We start from the raw sequence: 19,365 nt of genomic DNA on the forward strand, positions 1-19,365 counted from the left end.
TGTGGGAGCTGGCTTGCCGGCGATAGGGCCAGGACAGGCAAAAGAGCTTATTGGGCGTTGAGAGCCTGCCCATTCACCTCTTTGCTGTCCGGCCCCATCAGGTACAGATACACCGGCATGATCTCTTCAGGCAGCGGGTTGTTCTGCGGGTTTTCGCTGGGGTAAGCCTGGGCCCGCATCGCTGTGCGCGTGGCGCCCGGGTTGATGCTGTTGGAGCGCACGGGTGCCACGCCTTCCAGTTCGTCAGCCAGGGTCTGCATCAGGCCCTCGGTCGCGAACTTCGACACGCCATAGGCGCCCCAGTAGGCCCGGCCTTTGCGGCCGACGCTGCTGCTGGTGAACACCACCGAGGCGTCTTCCGACAGCTTCAGCAGGGGCAGCAGGGTGCTGGTGAGCATGAAGGTGGCATCGACGTTGATGTGCATCACGCGCATGAAGTTGTCGCCCGACAACTGTTCCAGCGGCGTGCGCGGGCCAATGATCGAGGCGTTGTTCAGCAGGCCGTCCAGGCGGCCGAACTGGTCTTCGATCATCACTGCCAGCTCGTCGTACTGGTGGGGCAGGGCGGTTTCCAGGTTGAACGGGATGACCACCGGTTGCGGGTGTCCGGCGGCTTCGATCTGGTCGTAGACCTCGTTCAGGTTGGCCTCGGTCTTGCCCAGCAGTAGCACGGTGGCGCCCAGTGCAGCGTAAGCCTTTGCGGCCGCGGCACCAATGCCGCGGCCGGCGCCGGTAACCAGGATGACCCGGCCTTGCAGCAGGTCGGGACGGGCGGTGTAGTCGAACATTGTGTATTCCCTGTCTCTAGTTCAGCAGCCACACAGCGCGCTGTCGATCACTTTGCGCAGTTCCAGCGGGTGGTCCACCACCACGTCGGCACCCCAGTTGTTGGGGTTGTCCTCTGGATGAATATAGCCGTAACGCACCGCAGCCGTGCGCGTGCCAGCGTCGCGGCCAGACTCGATGTCGCGCAGGTCGTCGCCAACGAACAGCACGCTGGCAGGGTCCAGGCCCAGGGTGGTGCAGGCCAGGGTCAGCGGCTCGGGGTCAGGCTTGCTGTTCTTCACGTGGTCCGGGCAGATCAGCAGTGCCGAGCGCTCGGCCAGGCCCAGCTGCTGCATGATCGGCTCGGCGAAGCGTACCGGCTTGTTGGTGACCACGCCCCACAGCAGGTTGCCTTTTTCGATGTCAGCCAGCAGCTCGGCCATGCCGTCGAACAGCTTGCTGTGGACCGCGCAGTCGCGTTGGTAGCGCTCCAGAAACTCCAGGCGCAGGGCCTCGAAGCCCTCGGCTTCCGGGTCCATGGCAAACGCAGTGGCAACCATGGCGCGGGCGCCGCCAGAGATCACGCCACGGATCAGGTGGTCGGCAACGGCTGGCAGGCCGCGCTCGGCGAGCATGGCCTGGCAAATGGCGATGAAGTCCGGCGCCGTGTCGAGCAAGGTGCCGTCCATGTCGAAGAGTACTGCTCGCAAACGCATGCTCATTCCTCGCGCAGGGTCTGGATCATGTAGTTGACGTCGACGTCGCTGTTGAGCTTGTAGTGCTTGGTCAGCGGGTTATAGGTGAGGCCAATGATGTCCTTCACCTGCAGGCCGGCATCACGGCTCCAGGCGCCCAGTTCGGACGGGCGGATGAACTTCTTGAAGTCATGGGTGCCGCGCGGCAGCATCTTCAGGATGTACTCGGCGCCGACGATGGCCAGCAGGTAGGCCTTGGGGTTGCGGTTGATGGTGGAGAAGAACACCTGGCCGCCTGGCTTGACCATACGGTAGCAGGCGCGAATCACCGAGGACGGGTCGGGGACGTGTTCGAGCATTTCCAGGCAGGTGACAACGTCGAACTGTTCAGGCATTTCTTCGGCCAGGGCTTCGGCGGTGATCTGCCGGTACTCCACCTGTACGCCCGACTCCAGCTGGTGCAGCTGGGCCACCGCCAGTGGTGCCTCGCCCATGTCGATACCGGTTACCGTGGCGCCGCGCAGGGCCATGGCTTCGCTGAGGATGCCGCCGCCGCAGCCTACGTCCAGCACTTTCTTGCCGGCCAGGCTGGCCCGCTCGTCGATCCAGTTGACGCGCAGCGGGTTGATTTCGTGCAGCGGCTTGAACTCGCTTTCGCGGTCCCACCAACGGTGGGCCAGCGCTTCGAACTTGGCGATTTCGGCGCGGTCGACGTTGCTCATTGAACAGTCCTCTGAAACTTCGCAAAATTGGGCCGGAGTATACCCGAGCGCTCGGCCCCCAGGCTCGCTATAATCGCCGGCTTTTGACATGCGAACCACGGGGAGAGGCGATGCGCGAGCGACTTTTGGCGGCGGAGAAGGTGACCGGGATCCGCTGGCAGGGCGGCATCTTGCACCTGCTCGACCAGCGCCTGCTGCCGTCGGAGGAACGCTGGCTGGCCTGCGACAATGTTGCGCAGGTGGCGGCGGCAATCCGCGACATGGCGGTGCGCGGCGCCTCGGCCATTGGTATTGCCGCGGCCTACGGCCTGGTATTGGCCCTGGAAGAGCGGCTGGCCGAGGGTGGCGACTGGGAAATGGACCTGGAAGAAGACTACCTCACCCTTGCCGAAGCACGCCCCACGGCGGCCAACCTGTTCTGGGCGCTGAACCGCATGCGCGAACGCCTGCTGCGCCTGCGCCCTGATGAAGATGTGCTGGCCGTGCTGGAGGCAGAGGCCGTGGCCATCCACGAAAGCGACCGTGAAGCCAACCTGACCATGGCCCAGCAAGGTATCGAGCTGATCCGTCGTCATCAGGGCAATGCCCAGGCCCTGCTCACCTACGGCAATGCCGGTGCCCTGGCCAGCGGCGGTTTTGGCACCGCCCTGGGGGTGATTCGCGCCGGCTACCTGGAGGGCATGGTCGAGCGGGTGTACGCCGGCGAGACTCGCCCCTGGTTGCAAGGCTCGCGCCTGACCGCCTGGGAGCTGGCCAACGAAGGCATCCCGGTAACGCTCTGTGCCGACTCGGCGCTGGCGCACCTGATGAAGAGCAAGGGCATCACCTGGGTGGTGGTGGGGGCGGACTGCATTGCTGCCAATGGTGACGTGGCCAGCAAGATCGGCACTTATCAGCTGGCGGTCAGTGCCATGCACCACGGCGTGCGCTTCATGGTGGTGGCGCCGAGCACCAGCATCGACCTGAACCTGGCCACCGGCGAGGATATCCCGCTGGAAGAGCGTGACGCCGACGAGTGGCTGGACTTTGGCGGTGCCCCGGCGGTACCGGATGTCGAAGTGTTCAACCCGGTGTTCGATGTGACCCCGGCCGACTTGATCGACGTGATCGTGACCGAGCGGGGCATCGTAGAGCGCCCGGATACCGCCAAGCTGGCCCAGTTGATTTGCCGCAAGCGCCTGCACTGATTTTGCGCTGCCTGCACCGGACTCTTCGCGGGCTTGCCCGCTCCCACAGGGGTATCGCATGGCCTTAGGGCGGTGGTGAATCTGTGGGAGCGGGCGAGCCCGCGAAGAGGCCGGTGCAGGCAATACAAAAACCAGGATTCAAACCCGGCTGAGACCAACTGCCACCTCTCCCCACCGCCCCCGCCTTTGTGATAACATCCGGCAGTTTCCAAGACCGCTCATCACGGCGGCCTTCATTGCGCAGATCCATGGCACAACTCATTGATTTGTCGTAAGTCGTCGCACCCTTATGCGCTGCGGCGGCGAGCTTCGTTCGGCCCTTGATGGAGCTGCGAAGTTTCACCAGAAAAAGGAATCAGGCTTCTCATGGGCGAACTGGCCAAAGAAATCCTCCCGGTCAATATCGAAGACGAACTGAGACAGTCTTACCTCGACTACGCGATGAGCGTGATTGTCGGGCGAGCGCTGCCCGATGCGCGTGACGGCTTGAAGCCCGTGCATCGTCGCGTTCTCTATGCGATGAGCGAACTGGGCAACGACTGGAACAAGCCGTACAAGAAATCCGCCCGTGTGGTCGGTGACGTGATCGGTAAGTACCACCCGCACGGCGACACTGCGGTCTACGACACCATCGTGCGTATGGCCCAGCCGTTCTCGCTGCGCTACCTGCTGGTCGATGGTCAGGGCAACTTCGGTTCGGTGGACGGCGACAACGCTGCGGCCATGCGATACACCGAAGTGCGCATGACCAAGCTGGCTCACGAGCTGCTGGCCGACCTGCACAAGGAAACCGTCGACTGGGTGCCCAACTATGACGGCACCGAGCAGATCCCGGCGGTCATGCCGACCCGTATTCCCAACCTGCTGGTCAACGGATCCAGCGGTATCGCCGTGGGCATGGCGACCAACATTCCGCCACACAACCTCGGTGAAGTGATCGACGGCTGCCTGGCGCTGATCGACAACCCCGAAGTCACCATCGATGAGCTGATGCAGTTCATCCCTGGGCCGGACTTCCCGACTGCCGGTATCATCAACGGCCGTCAGGGCATCATCGAGGCCTATCGTACCGGTCGTGGCCGCATCTACATGCGTGCCCGCTCCGAAATCGAAGACATCGACAAGGTTGGCGGCCGTCAGCAGATCGTCGTGACCGAGCTGCCGTACCAGCTGAACAAGGCGCGCCTCATCGAGAAGATCGCCGAGCTGGTAAAAGAGAAGAAGATCGAAGGCATCACCGAGCTGCGCGACGAGTCCGACAAGGACGGCATGCGCATCGTCATCGAGCTGCGCCGCGGCGAGGTGCCGGAAGTGGTGCTCAACAACCTCTACCAGCAAACCCAGCTGCAGAGCGTGTTCGGCATCAACGTGGTCGCCCTGATCGACGGCCGTCCGCGTTTGCTCAACCTCAAGGACCTGCTCGAAGCGTTCGTCCGTCACCGCCGTGAAGTGGTGACACGCCGTACCGTATTCGAGCTGCGCAAGGCCCGTGAGCGTGGCCACATCCTTGAAGGCCAGGCGGTTGCACTGTCCAACATCGACCCGGTCATCGCCCTGATCAAGGCGTCGCCAACCCCGTCCGAGGCCAAGGAAGCCCTGGTTTCCACGCCGTGGGAATCCAGTGCCGTGCAGGTCATGGTCGAGCGCGCCGGCGCCGATTCCTGCCGCCCTGAGGACCTGCCGGAGCAGTACGGCCTGCATGACGGCAAGTACTTCCTGTCGCCGGAACAGGCCCAGGCCATCCTCGACCTGCGCCTGCACCGCCTGACCGGCCTTGAGCACGAGAAGCTGCTGGCCGAGTACCAGGAAATCCTCGAGCAGATCGGCGAGCTGATCCGCATCCTCAGCAGCGCAGAGCGCCTGATGGAAGTGATCCGCGAAGAGCTGGAAGCCATCCGTGCCGAATACGGCGATGTGCGCCGCACCGAAATTCTCAATGCCAGCCACGACCTCAACTACGGCGACATGATCCCGGAAGAAGAGCGCGTGGTCACCATCTCCCACGGTGGTTATGCCAAGACCCAGCCATTGTCCGCTTATCAGGCCCAGCGCCGTGGCGGTAAAGGCAAGTCGGCGACCGGCGTGAAGGACGAGGACTACATCGAGCACCTGTTGGTCGCCAACAGCCATGCCACCCTGTTGCTGTTCTCCAGCAAGGGCAAGGTGTACTGGAAGAAGACCTACGAAATCCCCGAAGCGTCCCGCGCTGCCCGTGGTCGCCCGCTGGTCAACCTGCTGCCGCTGGAGGAAGGTGAGCGCATCACCGCCATGCTGCAGATCGACCTCGAAGCGCTGCAGCAGAACGCTGACCTTGACGAAGAGCTGGAAGACGCTGATGACACCGTGCTCGAGGGTGAGCTGGTAGAGGCCGAGGAAGTCGACGAGGAAGATGGCGACACCGCAGAGTGGGTGGCAGAGCCGACGGGCGCCTACATCTTCATGGCCACGGCCTCCGGTACCGTCAAGAAAACCCCGCTGGTGCAGTTCGCCCGCCCACGCTCCAACGGCCTGATCGCCCTGAAGCTGAAGGAAGGTGACACCCTGATTGCGGCGGCCATCACTGACGGCGCCAAAGAAGTCATGATGTTCTCCGACGCCGGCAAGGTCATCCGTTTCGCCGAGAGCGTAGTGCGTGAAATGGGCCGTACTGCCCGTGGTGTTCGCGGCATGAAGCTGGGCAAAGGCCAGCAGATCATTTCGATGCTGATCCCGGAGTCCGGTTCGCAGATTCTCACTGCCTCCGAGCGTGGCTTCGGCAAGCGCACCCCGCTGTCCAAGTTCCCGCGTCGCGGCCGTGGTGGCCAGGGCGTGATTGCCATGGGTACCAAAGGGCGCAACGGCCTGCTGATCGGTGCTATCCAGGTGCAGGAAGGCGAGGAGATCATGCTGATTTCCGACCAGGGCACCCTGGTGCGCACCCGTGTTGGCGAAGTGTCCAGCCTGAGCCGTAACACCCAGGGTGTGACGCTTATCAAGCTGGCGGCGGATGAAACACTGGTGGGCCTGGAGCGGATCCAGGAGCCGTCCGAGGACGAACTCGATGAAGTGATCGAGGTGGACGAGGAGGGCACCGAGGCTGAAGCGCCAGACAATGAAGACGCTGCGGGTGCCGAAGAGGCCCCGCAGGAGTAAGCGAGCGTAAACCCGGACGGGGCGACCAAGGTCGCCCCGTTTGCCTGTGTAGGCGCGGGCTTGCCCGCGATGCAGGCGCCACCGATCCTGCATGGAATGTGGCCACCGAATTATGATTTTGTTCTATTTGGCAGAGCGAGAGTGGATGTGAGCAAACGAGCCTTTAACTTCTGCGCAGGCCCTGCCGCGCTTCCTGATGCTGTGTTGCAGCGCGCCCAGGCCGAGATGCTGGACTGGCGCGGCAAGGGCTTGTCGGTGATGGAAATGAGCCATCGCAGCGACGACTACGTGGCCATCGCCGAAAAGGCCGAGCAGGACCTGCGCGACCTGCTGTCCGTCCCCTCCAACTACAAGGTGCTGTTCCTGCAGGGCGGCGCCAGCCAGCAGTTCGCCGAAATTCCGCTGAACCTGCTGCCGGAAAACGGCACTGCCGACTACATCGAAACCGGTATCTGGTCGAAAAAGGCCATCGAAGAAGCGCGCCGCTTCGGCCACATCAACGTCGCCGCCAGTGCCAAGCCCTACGACTACCTGAGCATCCCTGGCCAGAACGACTGGAATCTGACCAAAAACGCCGCCTATGTGCACTATGCGTCCAACGAGACCATTGGTGGCCTGCAGTTTGACTGGGTGCCGCAGACTGGTGATGTGCCCCTGGTGGTCGACATGTCCTCCGACATTCTCTCGCGCCCCATCGACGTGTCGCAGTTCGGCCTGATCTACGCCGGCGCGCAGAAGAACATCGGCCCCAGCGGCCTGGTGGTGGTCATCGTTCGCGAAGACCTGCTGGGCCATGCCCGCAGCAGCTGCCCGACCATGCTCGACTACAAGGTCTCGGCTGACAACGGCTCGATGTACAACACCCCGGCCACTTATTCCTGGTACCTCTCGGGCCTGGTCTTCGAGTGGTTGAAGGAGCAGGGTGGCGTCGACGCCATGGAGCAGCGCAACCGCGCCAAGAAAGACCGCCTGTACGGCTTCATCGACAACAGCGATTTCTACACCAACCCGATCAGCGTCAACGCCCGTTCGTGGATGAACGTGCCGTTCCGCCTGGCTGACGAGCGCCTGGACAAGGCCTTCCTCGCCGGCGCCGATGCCCGTGGCCTGCTCAACCTCAAGGGCCACCGTTCGGTGGGCGGTATGCGCGCTTCCATCTACAACGCCCTGGGCCTTGAGGCTGTGGAAGCCTTGGTTGGCTACATGGCTGAATTCGAGAAGGAGCACGGCTGATGTCCGAACAGGAACTCAAGGCGCTGCGCGTACGCATCGACAGCCTCGACGAGAAGATTCTCGAGCTGATCAGCGACCGTGCCCGTTGCGCTGAAGAAGTCGCCCGGGTCAAGACCGCCTCGCTGAAAGAAGGCGAGAAGCCGGTGTTCTACCGTCCCGAACGTGAGGCCGCAGTGCTCAAGCGCGTGATGGAGCGCAACAAGGGGCCCCTGGGCAACGAAGAGATGGCGCGTTTGTTCCGCGAAATCATGTCGTCGTGCCTGGCCCTTGAAGAGCCGCTGAAAATCGCCTATCTCGGCCCAGAGGGTACCTTCACCCAGGCCGCAGCCATGAAGCACTTCGGTCACGCGGTGATCAGCCGGCCAATGGCCGCTATCGACGAAGTGTTCCGCGAAGTGGCGGCCGGTGCCGTCAACTTTGGCGTGGTGCCGGTGGAAAACTCCACCGAAGGTGCTGTCAGCCACACGCTGGACAGCTTCCTTGAGCACGACATGGTGATTTGCGGTGAAGTCGAGCTGCGCATCCACCATCATCTGCTGGTAGGCGAAAACACCAAGACCGACAGCATCACCCGCATCTACTCCCATGCCCAGTCGCTGGCCCAGTGCCGCAAGTGGCTGGACGCCCACTACCCGAACGTGGAGCGCGTGGCCGTGTCGAGCAATGCCGAGGCGGCCAAGCGGGTCAAGGGTGAGTGGAACTCGGCGGCGATCGCCGGTGACATGGCGGCCAACCTGTATGGTTTGACCCGCCTGGCCGAAAAGATTGAAGACCGCCCGGACAACTCCACGCGCTTCCTGATGATCGGCAGCCAGGAAGTGCCGCCGACTGGCGATGACAAGACCTCGATCATTGTCTCGATGAGCAACAAGCCAGGTGCCTTGCACGAGTTGCTGGTGCCGTTCCACCAGAACGGTATCGACCTGACCCGCATCGAGACCCGCCCGTCGCGCAGTGGCAAGTGGACCTACGTGTTCTTCATCGACTTCGTTGGCCACCACCGCGACCCGCTGATCAAGGCGGTGCTCGAGCAGATCAGCCAGGAGGCGGTGGCGCTGAAGGTGCTGGGCTCTTATCCGAAGGCGGTGCTTTGATTCAAGGCCCTTGGGGCTGCTTTGCAGCCCTTTCGCGGCACAAGGCCGCTCCTGCAGGGTCCTTGTAGGAGCGGCCTTGTGCCGCGAAAGGGTCGCGAAGCGGCGCCGTAGGGTCCAGCAGGCTGTCCAGATTTCAGAACAGGGTTCGCACCAGTGGTAAAAGCAGCAAAAACCAAACCTGAGCCGATCATCAACCGCCTGGTCGTGGTCGGCCTCGGCCTGATCGGTGGTTCGTTCGCCAAGGGCCTGCGTGAAAGCGGCCTGTGCCGCGAAGTGGTCGGTGTCGACCTGGACGCGCCTTCGCGCAAGCAGGCCGTGGCCCTGGGCGTGGTCGACCGCTGCGAAGAAGACCTCGCCGCAGCCTGTGTTGGTGCCGATGTCATCCAGCTGGCCGTACCCATCCTGGCCATGGAAAAAGTCCTGGCCGTCCTGGCCCGGCTCGATCTGGGCGATGCGATCATTACCGATGTTGGCAGTGCCAAGGGTAATGTCGTCCGTGAGGCGCGTTCGGTCTTCGGCCAGCGGCTGCCACGCTTCGTCCCTGGCCACCCCATCGCCGGTTCCGAGCAAAGCGGCGTGGAGGCTTCCAACGCCGCCCTGTTCCGTCGGCACAAGGTGATTTTGACGCCGCTGGCCGAAACCGACCCGGCCGCGCTGGCCCTGGTCGACCGGCTGTGGCGTGCGCTGGATGCCGACGTGGAGCACATGTCGGTCGAGCGCCATGACGAGGTGCTGGCAGCCACCAGTCACTTGCCGCACCTGCTGGCCTTTGGTTTGGTCGATTCGCTGGCCAAGCGCAATGAAAACCTCGAGATCTTCCGGTACGCTGCGGGAGGCTTCCGCGATTTCACAAGAATCGCCGGCAGCGACCCGACCATGTGGCATGACATCTTCCTCGCCAACCGCGACGCTGTCCTGCGCACACTCGATACATATCGCAGCGATCTCGACGCCTTGCGCGACGCGATCGCTGAAGGGGACGGGCACCAGTTGCTGGGTGTATTCACCCGTGCACGTGTTGCCCGCGAGCATTTTAGTAAAATCCTGGCCCGCCGGGCCTATGTGGACGCTATGAACGCCAACGATCTGATTTTCCTGGCCCAACCGGGTGGCCGCCTGTCCGGGCGAATCCGCGTACCGGGCGACAAGTCGATTTCCCACCGCTCGATCATGCTCGGCTCGCTGGCCGAAGGCACCACCGAAGTCGAAGGCTTCCTCGAAGGTGAAGACGCACTGGCGACTCTGCAGGCATTCCGGGACATGGGTGTGGTCATCGAAGGCCCCAACCACGGTCGCGTCACCATTCATGGTGTAGGCCTGCACGGCCTGAAGCCGCCGCCCGGGCCGCTGTATGTGGGCAACTCCGGCACCTCGATGCGCCTGCTGTCGGGCCTGTTGGCCGGCCAGTCGTTCGACGTCACCATGACTGGCGACGCTTCGCTGTCCAAGCGCCCGATGAACCGCGTGGCCAACCCGCTGCGTGAAATGGGGGCTGTGGTCGAGACCGGCCCGGAAGGGCGCCCGCCGCTGACCATCCGCGGTGGCCACAAGCTCAAAGGGTTGACCTACACGCTGCCGATGGCCAGCGCCCAGGTCAAATCCTGCCTGCTGCTGGCTGGCCTGTACGCTGAAGGCAAGACCACTGTCACCGAGCCTGCGCCTACCCGTGATCACACCGAGCGCATGCTGCGTGGCTTTGGCTACACAGTCGAAAGCAACGGCCCGGTAGCTTCGCTGCAGTCCGGTGGCAAGCTGACCGCTACCCGCATCGAAGTACCGGCCGACATTTCTTCGGCAGCGTTCTTCCTGGTCGCGGCCTCCATCGCCGAAGGTTCCGAGCTGGTGCTGGAACACGTTGGCATCAACCCGACCCGTACCGGTGTCATCGATATCCTGCGCCTGATGGGGGGCGACATCACCCTGGAGAACCAGCGTGAAGTCGGCGGCGAACCAGTGGCCGACCTGCGCGTACGCGGTGCCAGGCTGAAAGGTATCGACATCCCCGAAGAGCTGGTGCCGCTGGCCATCGACGAATTCCCGGTGCTGTTCGTGGCTGCCGCCTGCGCCGAAGGGCGTACCGTGCTGCGTGGCGCAGAAGAGCTGCGGGTGAAAGAGTCCGACCGTATCCAGGTCATGGCTGACGGCCTGATTACCTTGGGCATCAAGTGCGAACCGACCCCGGACGGCATCATCATCGAGGGTGGCCAGTTGGGTGGTGGTGAAGTGCATGGCCACGGTGACCACCGTATTGCCATGGCCTTCAGCGTCGCTTCGTTGCGCGCCAGCGCGCCCATCCGCATCCACGATTGTGCCAACGTCGCCACCTCGTTCCCCAACTTCCTGGCGCTGTGCGCCGAAGTGGGTATCCGCGTGGCGGAAGAGGGCAAGTCGTGAATTCGCTGGTACCGGTCATCACCATCGACGGGCCAAGCGGCTCGGGCAAGGGCACGGTCGCCGGCCTGCTGGCCCGCGAGCTGGGCTGGAAGCTGCTGGACTCCGGCGCGCTGTACCGCTTGCTGGCGTTCAACGCCAGCAATCATGGCGTCGATCTGACCAACGAAGAGCTGCTGACCCGGCTTGCCGCCCATCTGGATGTGCAGTTCATCGCAGCCCAGCCCGGTAAGCTGCAACAGATCATCCTCGAGGGTGAGGATGTCAGTAACGTCATCCGCACCGAAACCGTTGGCGCGGGCGCGTCGATGGTCGCCTCGCTGCCGGCAGTGCGTGATGCGCTGCTGGTGCGTCAGCGTGAATTTCGCGATATGCCGGGGTTGATCGCCGATGGTCGCGACATGGGTACCGTGGTGTTCCCCGACGCGCCGTTGAAGGTCTTCCTCACTGCCAGCGCAGAGGAGCGGGCACGTCGCCGCTACCTGCAGTTGAAGGGCAAGGGTGAAGATGTTAGTCTGTCGAGTCTGCTGGATGAGATTCGTGCGCGCGATGAGCGCGACACCCAACGTGCAGTGGCCCCGCTGAAGCCGGCGGCCGATGCCATTCAGTTGGACTCTACCGAGTTGTCCATCGAGCAGGTGTTGCAACGTATCAGAAGCGAGATCGCCCAGCGCGACCTCATCTGATCGCCAGGAAAGCAGGCAGGGGCACCAGTCAACGTCCTGCCGGCTTTCCTTTACTTAAAACGAACCCACATTGTCTGGAATGTGGTTATGGGCGTTTGTTTCGCCCGAATCTACAGGAATTAAAATGAGCGAAAGCTTTGCAGAACTCTTTGAAGAAAGCCTGAAAACCCTCAATCTTCAGCCGGGTGCGATCATCACCGGTATCGTTGTCGACATCGACGGCGACTGGGTTACCGTACACGCTGGCCTGAAGTCCGAGGGCGTCATCCCGCTCGAGCAGTTCTACAACGAAGCTGGCGAGCTGACCATCAAGGTCGGTGACGAAGTTCACGTTGCGCTGGACGCGGTCGAAGACGGCTTTGGCGAAACCAAACTGTCTCGTGAAAAAGCCAAGCGCGCCGAGTGCTGGATTGTTCTGGAAGCAGCTTTCGCCGCCGAAGAAGTGGTCAAGGGCGTTATCAACGGTAAGGTTAAAGGCGGCTTCACTGTCGACGTTAACGGCATCCGTGCGTTCCTGCCGGGCTCCCTGGTTGATGTCCGCCCTGTGCGCGACACCACCCACCTGGAAGGCAAAGAGCTGGAATTCAAGGTCATCAAGCTGGACCAGAAGCGCAACAACGTTGTTGTTTCGCGTCGCAGCGTGCTGGAAGCCGAGAACAGCGCCGAGCGCGAAGCCCTGCTGGAAACCCTGCAGGAAGGCCAGCAAGTCAAAGGTATCGTCAAGAACCTCACCGACTACGGCGCATTCGTGGACCTGGGCGGTATCGACGGCCTGCTGCACATCACCGACATGGCTTGGAAGCGCATCAAGCACCCTTCGGAAATCGTTAACGTTGGCGACGAAGTCGACGTACGCGTTCTGAAGTTCGACCGCGAGCGCAACCGCGTTTCGCTGGGTCTGAAGCAGATGGGCGAAGATCCGTGGGTAGCTATCACTGCCCGTTACCCAGAAGGTACTCGCGTACAAGCTCGCGTTACCAACCTGACCGACTACGGCTGCTTCGCTGAGCTGGAAGAAGGCGTTGAAGGTTTGGTACACGTTTCCGAAATGGACTGGACCAACAAGAACATCCACCCGTCGAAAGTCGTTCAGGTTGGCGACGAAGTGGAAGTCATGGTTCTGGACATCGACGAAGAGCGTCGTCGTATCTCCCTGGGCATCAAACAGTGCAAGTCCAACCCATGGGAAGACTTCTCCGGCCAGTTCAACAAGGGTGACAAGATCACCGGTACCATCAAGTCGATCACCGACTTCGGTATCTTCATCGGCCTGGACGGCGGCATCGACGGTCTGGTTCACCTGTCCGACATTTCCTGGAACGAAACCGGCGAAGAAGCCGTACGTCGTTTCAAGAAGGGCGACGAGCTGGAAACCGTCATCCTGTCGGTCGACCCAGAGCGCGAGCGCATCTCCTTGGGCATCAAGCAGCTGGAAGACGATCCGTTCTCCAACTTCGTTGCTGTCAATGACAAGGGCGCTATCGTCAAGGGCATCGTGAAAGAAGTTGACGCCAAAGGCGCCATCGTCACCCTGGCCGACGACATCGAAGCTACTCTGAAAGCTTCCGAAATCAGCCGTGACCGCGTTGAAGACGCGCGTAACGTTCTGAAGGAAGGCGAAGAGATCGAAGCCAAGATCATCAGCGTTGACCGCAAGTCCCGCGTTATCAGCCTGTCGATCAAATCGAAAGACGACGCTGAAGAGCGCGAAGCTATCCAGAGCCTGAAAAATGCTCCGGAAGCTGCTGCCGACACCACCATGGCTGCGCTGCTGCGCGAAGCAATGGCCAAGCAGAACTGAGTTCTGTTTGATCGGTAAAAAGGGCGACCCTCGGGTCGCCCTTTTTTTTAAGTTGAAAATGCGTTTGAGTGGTGAGGGTTCGCCGTGGCATTTTCAGCGCCTATAAGATCGAGCGCCACCGCAAATCCACCGCCGGACACCTACACGCCTCCCGCCCTCTAGACCATTCTTGCAAAACTTCAATCTTGAATTTTTTTATTAAGTCAAGAACCACCCTGTTCAAATCCCTCCCAGCGTGCTACAAACTGGTTAAGCAATGATCTAGCTGCTTGATAACGAAGGGAAAAATATGACGAAGTCGGAGCTGATCGAACGTATTGTCACCCATCAGGGCCTGCTCTCGCCCAAGGACGTGGAGCTGGCCATCAAGACCATGCTTGAGCAGATGTCTCAATGCCTTGCCACTGGCGATCGCATCGAAATTCGCGGTTTTGGCAGCTTCTCGCTGCACTATCGCGCCCCGCGCGTGGGCCGTAACCCCAAGACCGGTCAGTCGGTCAGCCTCGATGGCAAGTTTGTGCCGCACTTCAAGCCCGGTAAAGAGCTGCGCGACCGGGTCAACGAAGATGACGAGGCTGAAGCCTGAGCACTCAAGGAGCAATCTGATGCGTAACCTCAAGCGCGCCCTGGCGGCGGTGTTCGTGCTGCTGTTGGCGGCCGTGGTGCTGTTCTTCGTGCTGGAGAACCAGCAAGCCGTGTCGCTGGTTCTGTTCGGCTGGGCTGCGCCGGAAATGCCGGTTGCCGTACTTGTGCTGGCAGCACTGGTCATTGGCCTGGCAGTCGGGCCCTTGCTGGGCGCCTATGGCGTGCAGCGCAGCAAGCGCAAGATCAGGGAGTCTGCCCGTCAGGCGGCACTCAACAGCAACTAAGGAAATTTCCTACATCCTCTTAGGAAAGTCTCACCTATGCATGCACCTGCCCTCATGGAGTAATAGCCCACTTCATTTTCGGCCCCGGCGAGTGTGTGCAGCATGGAATATCCCAGCCTTTCCCATCACGGTGGTACCCGCGGCGTTACCGGGTCTTGCCACCAGTTGCACCTTGACCCGTCCACCAGTCTGCTGATCGATTGCGGGCTTGAGCAGGGGAGCGAGGCTGCGACGGGTGCGGAAAGCGCGGCACTCGGCTTCGGCATACTGGGCATTCAGGCCCTGGTCATCACCCATGTTCATCTTGACCACGTTGGCCGCATTCCCGCGCTGCTGGCCGCCGGCTATCGTGGCCCCATCCTGTGCAGTGAACCTTCTGCCCGGCTGCTGCCCCTTGTACTGGAAGATGCCTACAAACTAAGCATCAGCAGCGAGCCTGCGCAGGTAGCCCGGTATATCGAATTCATCCGTGACCTTATCGTGCCGCTGCCTTTTGAGCAGTGGCACGCGGTGGTCGAGGGCCCTGGTCTGGCTTGTCGTATTCGCCTGCAGCGCGCCGGGCATTTGTTGGGTTCGGCTTATGTCGAGTGCGACATGCAGCATGGTCAGGCCAATAGCCGCTATGTGTTTTCCGGCGACCTGGGTGCGTGTGGCAACCCGTTGCTGCGCCCGGTGCAGCCGCCGGAGCGTGCTGATGTGCTCGTGCTGGAAAGTACCTATGGCGACCGCCTGCATGCCCAGGCCGGCGACCGCAGGCAACGGCTGGAAGACGCCATCGATCGCGCCCTGGCTGACAAAGGCACCATCCTCATCCCGGCGTTTAGCCTGGGCCGCACCCAGGAACTGCTGTGCGAGCTGGAAGACATCCTCCATCGCAAGGCTTTATTGGGCGGCGCTGATCCCGGGCCTGATGGCGACCCGCTCGACTGGTCGCAATTGCCCATCATCCTCGACTCGCCCTTGGCTCAGCGCATCACCAGCGTGTACCGGGAACTGCACGGCTACTGGAATGCCGAGGCTAGGGCGCGACTTGCCAAGGGGCGAGACCCACTGGATTTCAGCCAGTTGATCAGCGTGGATACCCATGCCCGGCATCAGCAGGTGGTCAATTACCTCAAAAGCACCGGGCGACCGGCGATCGTGATAGCAGGCAATGGCATGTGCTCGGGTGGGCGCATCGTCAATTACCTCAAGGCTATGCTCGGGGATGCACGGCATGAGGTGATGTTTGTCGGCTATCAGGCCAAGGGTACGCCGGGGGCGGTGATACAGGCGAGTGAAGGGGCAGAAGGGTTTGTGCAGATTGACCTGGATGGGCGAGTGCATGACCTGCGCGCCAAAGTGGTTACGCTCAGCGGCTATAGTGGCCATGCTGATCAAGCAGGGCTGGTTGACTTTGCTAGTGGTATGGATCAAGCGCCTGATACGGTTGTGCTGGTGCATGGAGAGCCCGCCGCCAAGGCCGCGCTTGTCGCTGCCCTGAGGGGGCGGATGAAAGCCAGAAAGTGGATGACTAGCATACGTGTTGCAATTTAAAGCCCTGTCCCAAGGGAACGATGTGCCAGCACGTTGTCTGATGCTCACTATTGTTTACATGAGCTGTCGGCAGCTGAGTGCTGCGATGAGTGGCATGCTGATTCACCCCGTGGCGCCTGCTGTCAGCCAGGCAGCTACGAATAGCAATCTCTGGTATCCTAAGGGTCGAAGCTTGCGTCTTGAGCCTATGGATAGCCAAGGATTACACACGCTGGGCGCGTAAATAAGCGTTGTCGTGAGCCATCGCGGCAGCGATCAAAAAAAGACTCATGCCGGCCTCTTGAGCTAATTCTAAGAGGCCTTAAGGATCCAAATATGGAATTGATCCCGGTTATTCTATCCGGTGGTGTTGGCAGCCGTTTGTGGCCAGTTTCTCGTGAGGCTCATCCGAAGCCGTTCATGTCTTTGCCTGATGGGCAGAACCTTATTCAAAAGACTTTCTTGCGCGCTGCGCGGCTGGAAGGTGTTGTTGAGGTGCTGACTGTCACCAATCGCGAATTGCTGTTCAAAACCGAAGACGAATACCGGACCATTAATACCAAGGGTCTCCCCCAGGGCTACATTCTTGAACCTGTCGGCCGAAACACCGCTGCTGCGGTGGCCGCGGCTGCCCTTAAGCTGCAAGCCTCCTATGGGCCTCAGGCGCTTATGCTGGTATTGGCGGCTGACCACCTTATCCAGAACGAAGCTGCTTTCTCCGAAGCTGTTCGCAAAGCCATACAGTTGGCCGAACAGGGGTGGTTGGTGACTTTCGGCATCAAGCCCCAGTACCCGGAAACAGGCTTCGGGTATATCGAAGCCACAGCTGAAGGTTTGCTGGAAGGCGGTTTGAAAGTTGAGCGTTTTGTTGAAAAACCTGACGCCAAAACTGCGGAGTCATATGTAGCGGCAGGCAACTACTTCTGGAACGCCGGGATGTTCTGTTTCCAAGTAGGCGCTGTGTTAGAAGAATTCAAGGAGCATGCGCCTGATGTGCTGGAGGCCGTTGCACTTACCTTGGAATCATCTCGCAGCTCCACGGCCAAGGACTACAGTTGCCTTGCCCTGGACGCCGATAGCTTTGCCAGCGTGCCGGACATCTCCATCGATTACGCCTTGATGGAGCGTTCGCGCAAGGTCGCGACCATTCCCTGCGATATTGGCTGGAGCGACATCGGGTCCTGGAACGCGGTCAGCGAGCTGACCCCGCCTGATGAGCATGGCAACCGTTTCGAAGGCGAGGTCATAGCCTACGAAGCGCGTAACAACTATGTCAGCTCCGAGGATCGCCTGGCGGCACTGGTTGGCGTACAGGACCTGCTTGTGGTCGATACACCTGATGCATTCCTGATTGCCCACAAAGATCATGCCCAAGATGTGAAACACATCGTCAAGCGCCTGAAGAGTGACGGCCACGCCGCACACTTGTTGCATCAGACCGTTCATCGTCCGTGGGGTACCTATACCACCCTGGAGGATGGCGAACGTTTCAAGATCAAACGCATCGTAGTAAAGCCCAAGGCATCGCTGTCGCTGCAAATGCATCATCACCGCAGTGAACACTGGATCGTCGTCAGCGGCATGGCAGTGGTTGTCAATGACGACCAGGAATTGATGCTTAATACCAACGAGTCCACATTCATTCGTGCCGGCCACAAGCACCGTTTGCAAAACCCGGGTGTCATTGACTTGGTACTCATTGAAGTACAAAGCGGTGATTATCTCGGCGAAGACGATATCGTTCGCTTCGAAGACAACTACGGTCGTTGCGACGCCTGAATCCAGGTGGTCCGCAGGGTCGGCCGCTGCCCAACGAGGTACAGGGCCGGCCTGTGGTCGCAACCCGTTGTCGGCTGTTTGCTATCCCAGTTCTGATCGGTGACGCGCAGGTGTCACCGCACCAAGTGAGACCTATGTACCCACCTATCCAGACCCGTTGCTTCAAGGCCTATGACATTCGCGGCCAAGTGCCCGCTGACCTCAATGATGATGTGGCATATCGCATAGGCCGTGCCATCGTGGCCGAACTGGGTGGACGCACCTATGTAGTAGGGCGCGACATGCGTCTGGAAAGCCCGGGCCTGTCGTTAGCGCTCATGAAGGGGCTGACCCAGGGCGGGGTCAATGTGATCGACATCGGGCTGTGCGGTACTGAAGAAGTCTACTTCGCCACCAGCCATCATCAGGCCGACGGCGGCATCATGATCACTGCCAGCCATAACCCCAAGGGTTACAACGGCATGAAACTGGTGCGTGAACAATCCCGTCCCATCAGTGGCGACACCGGCTTGAACGATATCCGCCAGCGTGTCGAGGCGGGCGATCTTGGCCAGGTGGCAGCCATCCCGGGCAGCGTCAGTGAGGCTTTTGACAAAAGCGCCTATATCGACCACTTGCTCAGCTACATCGACGTGTCTGCCCTCAACCCTTTAACGGTACTGGCCGATCCGGGCAATGGCGCCGTCGGGCCAGTGCTTGAATTGCTCAGCGCTAAGTTGCCGCTGCACATGACCATTATCAATGGCCAGCCAGATGGGAATTTCCCCAATGGTATTCCCAACCCGCTTCTGCCAGAAAACCGTGAGCTTACCCGTCAGGCAGTAATTGATACCAACGCCGACATGGGGATTGCGTTTGATGGTGACTTTGATCGCTGCTTTTTCTTCGACAGCCACGGTCGTTTCATCGAAGGGTACTACGTGGTTGGCTTGCTCGCTGAAATGCTGCTGGCCAAGCACCCAGGCAGCAAGATCATTCACGATCCGCGGCTAACGTGGAACACCATCGAGCAGGTGCAAGCTGCCGGCGGCGTGGCGATCCAGAGCAAGACCGGGCATGCGTTCATCAAAGAACGCATGCGCGCAGAAGACGCCGTATACGGCGGGGAAATGAGCGCTCACCACTACTTCCGCGATTTTGCCTACTGCGACAGCGGCAATATCCCGTGGTTGCTTGTAGCGGCGTTGATGAGCGCCACCGGCAAGACATTGGCGCAACTGGTGGACGAGCGCATAGCCAGGTTCCCCTGCAGCGGCGAGATAAACTACGAGGTGGCTGACGTAAAGGCGACCATCGACAAAATCCTGGCGTTCTACCTGCCATATGAGCCCACCGTCGACCGCACTGACGGCATCAGCGTTGAGTTTGCCGACTGGCGTTTCAGCTTGCGCGGTTCCAACACCGAGCCGCTGCTGAGGCTTAACGTGGAGAGCCGTGGCGACGAGGCGCTGGTCGCTGAGCGTGTCGCAGAAATCGCCCGCCTGATTCAAGGATAA

Annotated in this window: 15 protein-coding genes; 12 read left to right on the top strand and 3 right to left on the bottom strand. The window is 61.0% G+C overall.

Going from position 1 to position 19,365, the window contains the following annotated elements; translation table 11 throughout:
* Nucleotides 1-47: 47 nt before the first annotated feature.
* The 3 genes from CKW35_RS24825 to ubiG are packed head-to-tail and all read right to left on the bottom strand — an operon-like array spanning nt 48 to nt 2,182.
* Nucleotides 48-788 carry a YciK family oxidoreductase gene (locus CKW35_RS24825; protein WP_016485351.1) on the bottom strand — a complete coding sequence of 247 codons (741 nt, stop codon included), beginning with the start codon at nt 786-788 and terminating at the stop codon, nt 48-50.
* Between the two features lie 21 nt (nt 789-809).
* Nucleotides 810-1,481 (bottom strand): N-acetylmuramic acid 6-phosphate phosphatase MupP, encoded by a 672-nt coding sequence (gene mupP, locus CKW35_RS24830; RefSeq protein WP_070086496.1) that lies wholly within the window; start codon nt 1,479-1,481, stop codon nt 810-812.
* Between the two features lie 2 nt (nt 1,482-1,483).
* Nucleotides 1,484-2,182, bottom strand: coding sequence for a bifunctional 2-polyprenyl-6-hydroxyphenol methylase/3-demethylubiquinol 3-O-methyltransferase UbiG (gene ubiG / locus CKW35_RS24835; RefSeq protein WP_012271034.1), 699 nt, complete (start codon nt 2,180-2,182; stop codon nt 1,484-1,486).
* Nucleotides 2,183-2,292: 110 nt separating this feature from the next.
* Here ubiG and mtnA point away from each other — a divergent pair, with 110 nt between their 5' ends.
* The 12 genes from mtnA (at nt 2,293) to CKW35_RS24895 (ending at nt 19,365) form a co-directional block, all read left to right on the top strand.
* Nucleotides 2,293-3,369: an S-methyl-5-thioribose-1-phosphate isomerase gene (mtnA, locus tag CKW35_RS24840; protein ID WP_016485353.1), complete on the top strand. Its 1,077-nt coding sequence runs from the start codon at nt 2,293-2,295 to the stop codon at nt 3,367-3,369.
* 366 nt (nt 3,370-3,735) lie between these two features.
* On the top strand, nt 3,736-6,501 hold the full coding sequence (gene gyrA, locus CKW35_RS24845) for a DNA gyrase subunit A (RefSeq protein WP_023047424.1): 2,766 nt from the start codon (nt 3,736-3,738) through the stop codon (nt 6,499-6,501).
* Between the two features lie 147 nt (nt 6,502-6,648).
* Nucleotides 6,649-7,734 carry a 3-phosphoserine/phosphohydroxythreonine transaminase gene (gene serC, locus CKW35_RS24850; RefSeq protein ID WP_024717769.1) on the top strand — a complete coding sequence of 362 codons (1,086 nt, stop codon included), beginning with the start codon at nt 6,649-6,651 and terminating at the stop codon, nt 7,732-7,734.
* Entirely contained in the window at nt 7,734-8,828 is a 1,095-nt protein-coding gene (gene pheA / locus CKW35_RS24855; RefSeq protein ID WP_016485356.1) for a prephenate dehydratase, read from the top strand. Before serC ends, pheA begins: the two co-directional genes overlap by 1 nt.
* Before the next feature lie 153 nt (nt 8,829-8,981).
* Complete coding sequence (locus tag CKW35_RS24860; RefSeq protein WP_016485357.1) at nt 8,982-11,222, top strand: bifunctional prephenate dehydrogenase/3-phosphoshikimate 1-carboxyvinyltransferase; 2,241 nt, start codon at nt 8,982-8,984, stop codon at nt 11,220-11,222.
* Entirely contained in the window at nt 11,219-11,905 is a 687-nt protein-coding gene (gene cmk, locus CKW35_RS24865; protein WP_016485358.1) for a (d)CMP kinase, read from the top strand. Before CKW35_RS24860 ends, cmk begins: the two co-directional genes overlap by 4 nt.
* A gap of 124 nt (nt 11,906-12,029) precedes the next feature.
* Nucleotides 12,030-13,706 (top strand): 30S ribosomal protein S1, encoded by a 1,677-nt coding sequence (gene rpsA, locus CKW35_RS24870; protein WP_003252673.1) that lies wholly within the window; start codon nt 12,030-12,032, stop codon nt 13,704-13,706.
* A 289-nt stretch (nt 13,707-13,995) separates the two neighbouring features.
* Nucleotides 13,996-14,292, top strand: coding sequence for an integration host factor subunit beta (ihfB, locus tag CKW35_RS24875; protein ID WP_016485359.1), 297 nt, complete (start codon nt 13,996-13,998; stop codon nt 14,290-14,292).
* A 19-nt stretch (nt 14,293-14,311) separates the two neighbouring features.
* Nucleotides 14,312-14,575 (top strand): lipopolysaccharide assembly protein LapA domain-containing protein, encoded by a 264-nt coding sequence (locus tag CKW35_RS24880; RefSeq protein ID WP_016485360.1) that lies wholly within the window; start codon nt 14,312-14,314, stop codon nt 14,573-14,575.
* A 102-nt stretch (nt 14,576-14,677) separates the two neighbouring features.
* Nucleotides 14,678-16,111, top strand: a complete 1,434-nt coding sequence (locus CKW35_RS24885; RefSeq protein WP_095117101.1) for an MBL fold metallo-hydrolase RNA specificity domain-containing protein — start codon at nt 14,678-14,680, stop codon at nt 16,109-16,111.
* 315 nt (nt 16,112-16,426) lie between these two features.
* Nucleotides 16,427-17,869, top strand: a complete 1,443-nt coding sequence (locus CKW35_RS24890; RefSeq protein WP_016485362.1) for a mannose-1-phosphate guanylyltransferase/mannose-6-phosphate isomerase — start codon at nt 16,427-16,429, stop codon at nt 17,867-17,869.
* 134 nt (nt 17,870-18,003) lie between these two features.
* Entirely contained in the window at nt 18,004-19,365 is a 1,362-nt protein-coding gene (locus tag CKW35_RS24895) for a phosphomannomutase/phosphoglucomutase (RefSeq protein WP_016485363.1), read from the top strand.

Source organism: Pseudomonas sp. Irchel 3F3 (genome assembly GCF_900187545.1).
Lineage (GTDB): Bacteria > Pseudomonadota > Gammaproteobacteria > Pseudomonadales > Pseudomonadaceae > Aquipseudomonas > Aquipseudomonas fortuita.

Coding starts and splice junctions, on each gene's coding strand:
- CKW35_RS24825 (WP_016485351.1), bottom strand. CDS start 788: ATGTTCGACTACACCGCCCGTCCCGACCTGCTGCAAGGCCGGGTCATC.
- mupP (WP_070086496.1), bottom strand. CDS start 1,481: ATGCGTTTGCGAGCAGTACTCTTCGACATGGACGGCACCTTGCTCGAC.
- ubiG (WP_012271034.1), bottom strand. CDS start 2,182: ATGAGCAACGTCGACCGCGCCGAAATCGCCAAGTTCGAAGCGCTGGCC.
- mtnA (WP_016485353.1), top strand. CDS start 2,293: ATGCGCGAGCGACTTTTGGCGGCGGAGAAGGTGACCGGGATCCGCTGG.
- gyrA (WP_023047424.1), top strand. CDS start 3,736: ATGGGCGAACTGGCCAAAGAAATCCTCCCGGTCAATATCGAAGACGAA.
- pheA (WP_016485356.1), top strand. CDS start 7,734: ATGTCCGAACAGGAACTCAAGGCGCTGCGCGTACGCATCGACAGCCTC.
- rpsA (WP_003252673.1), top strand. CDS start 12,030: ATGAGCGAAAGCTTTGCAGAACTCTTTGAAGAAAGCCTGAAAACCCTC.
- ihfB (WP_016485359.1), top strand. CDS start 13,996: ATGACGAAGTCGGAGCTGATCGAACGTATTGTCACCCATCAGGGCCTG.
- CKW35_RS24880 (WP_016485360.1), top strand. CDS start 14,312: ATGCGTAACCTCAAGCGCGCCCTGGCGGCGGTGTTCGTGCTGCTGTTG.
- CKW35_RS24885 (WP_095117101.1), top strand. CDS start 14,678: ATGGAATATCCCAGCCTTTCCCATCACGGTGGTACCCGCGGCGTTACC.
- CKW35_RS24890 (WP_016485362.1), top strand. CDS start 16,427: ATGGAATTGATCCCGGTTATTCTATCCGGTGGTGTTGGCAGCCGTTTG.
- CKW35_RS24895 (WP_016485363.1), top strand. CDS start 18,004: ATGTACCCACCTATCCAGACCCGTTGCTTCAAGGCCTATGACATTCGC.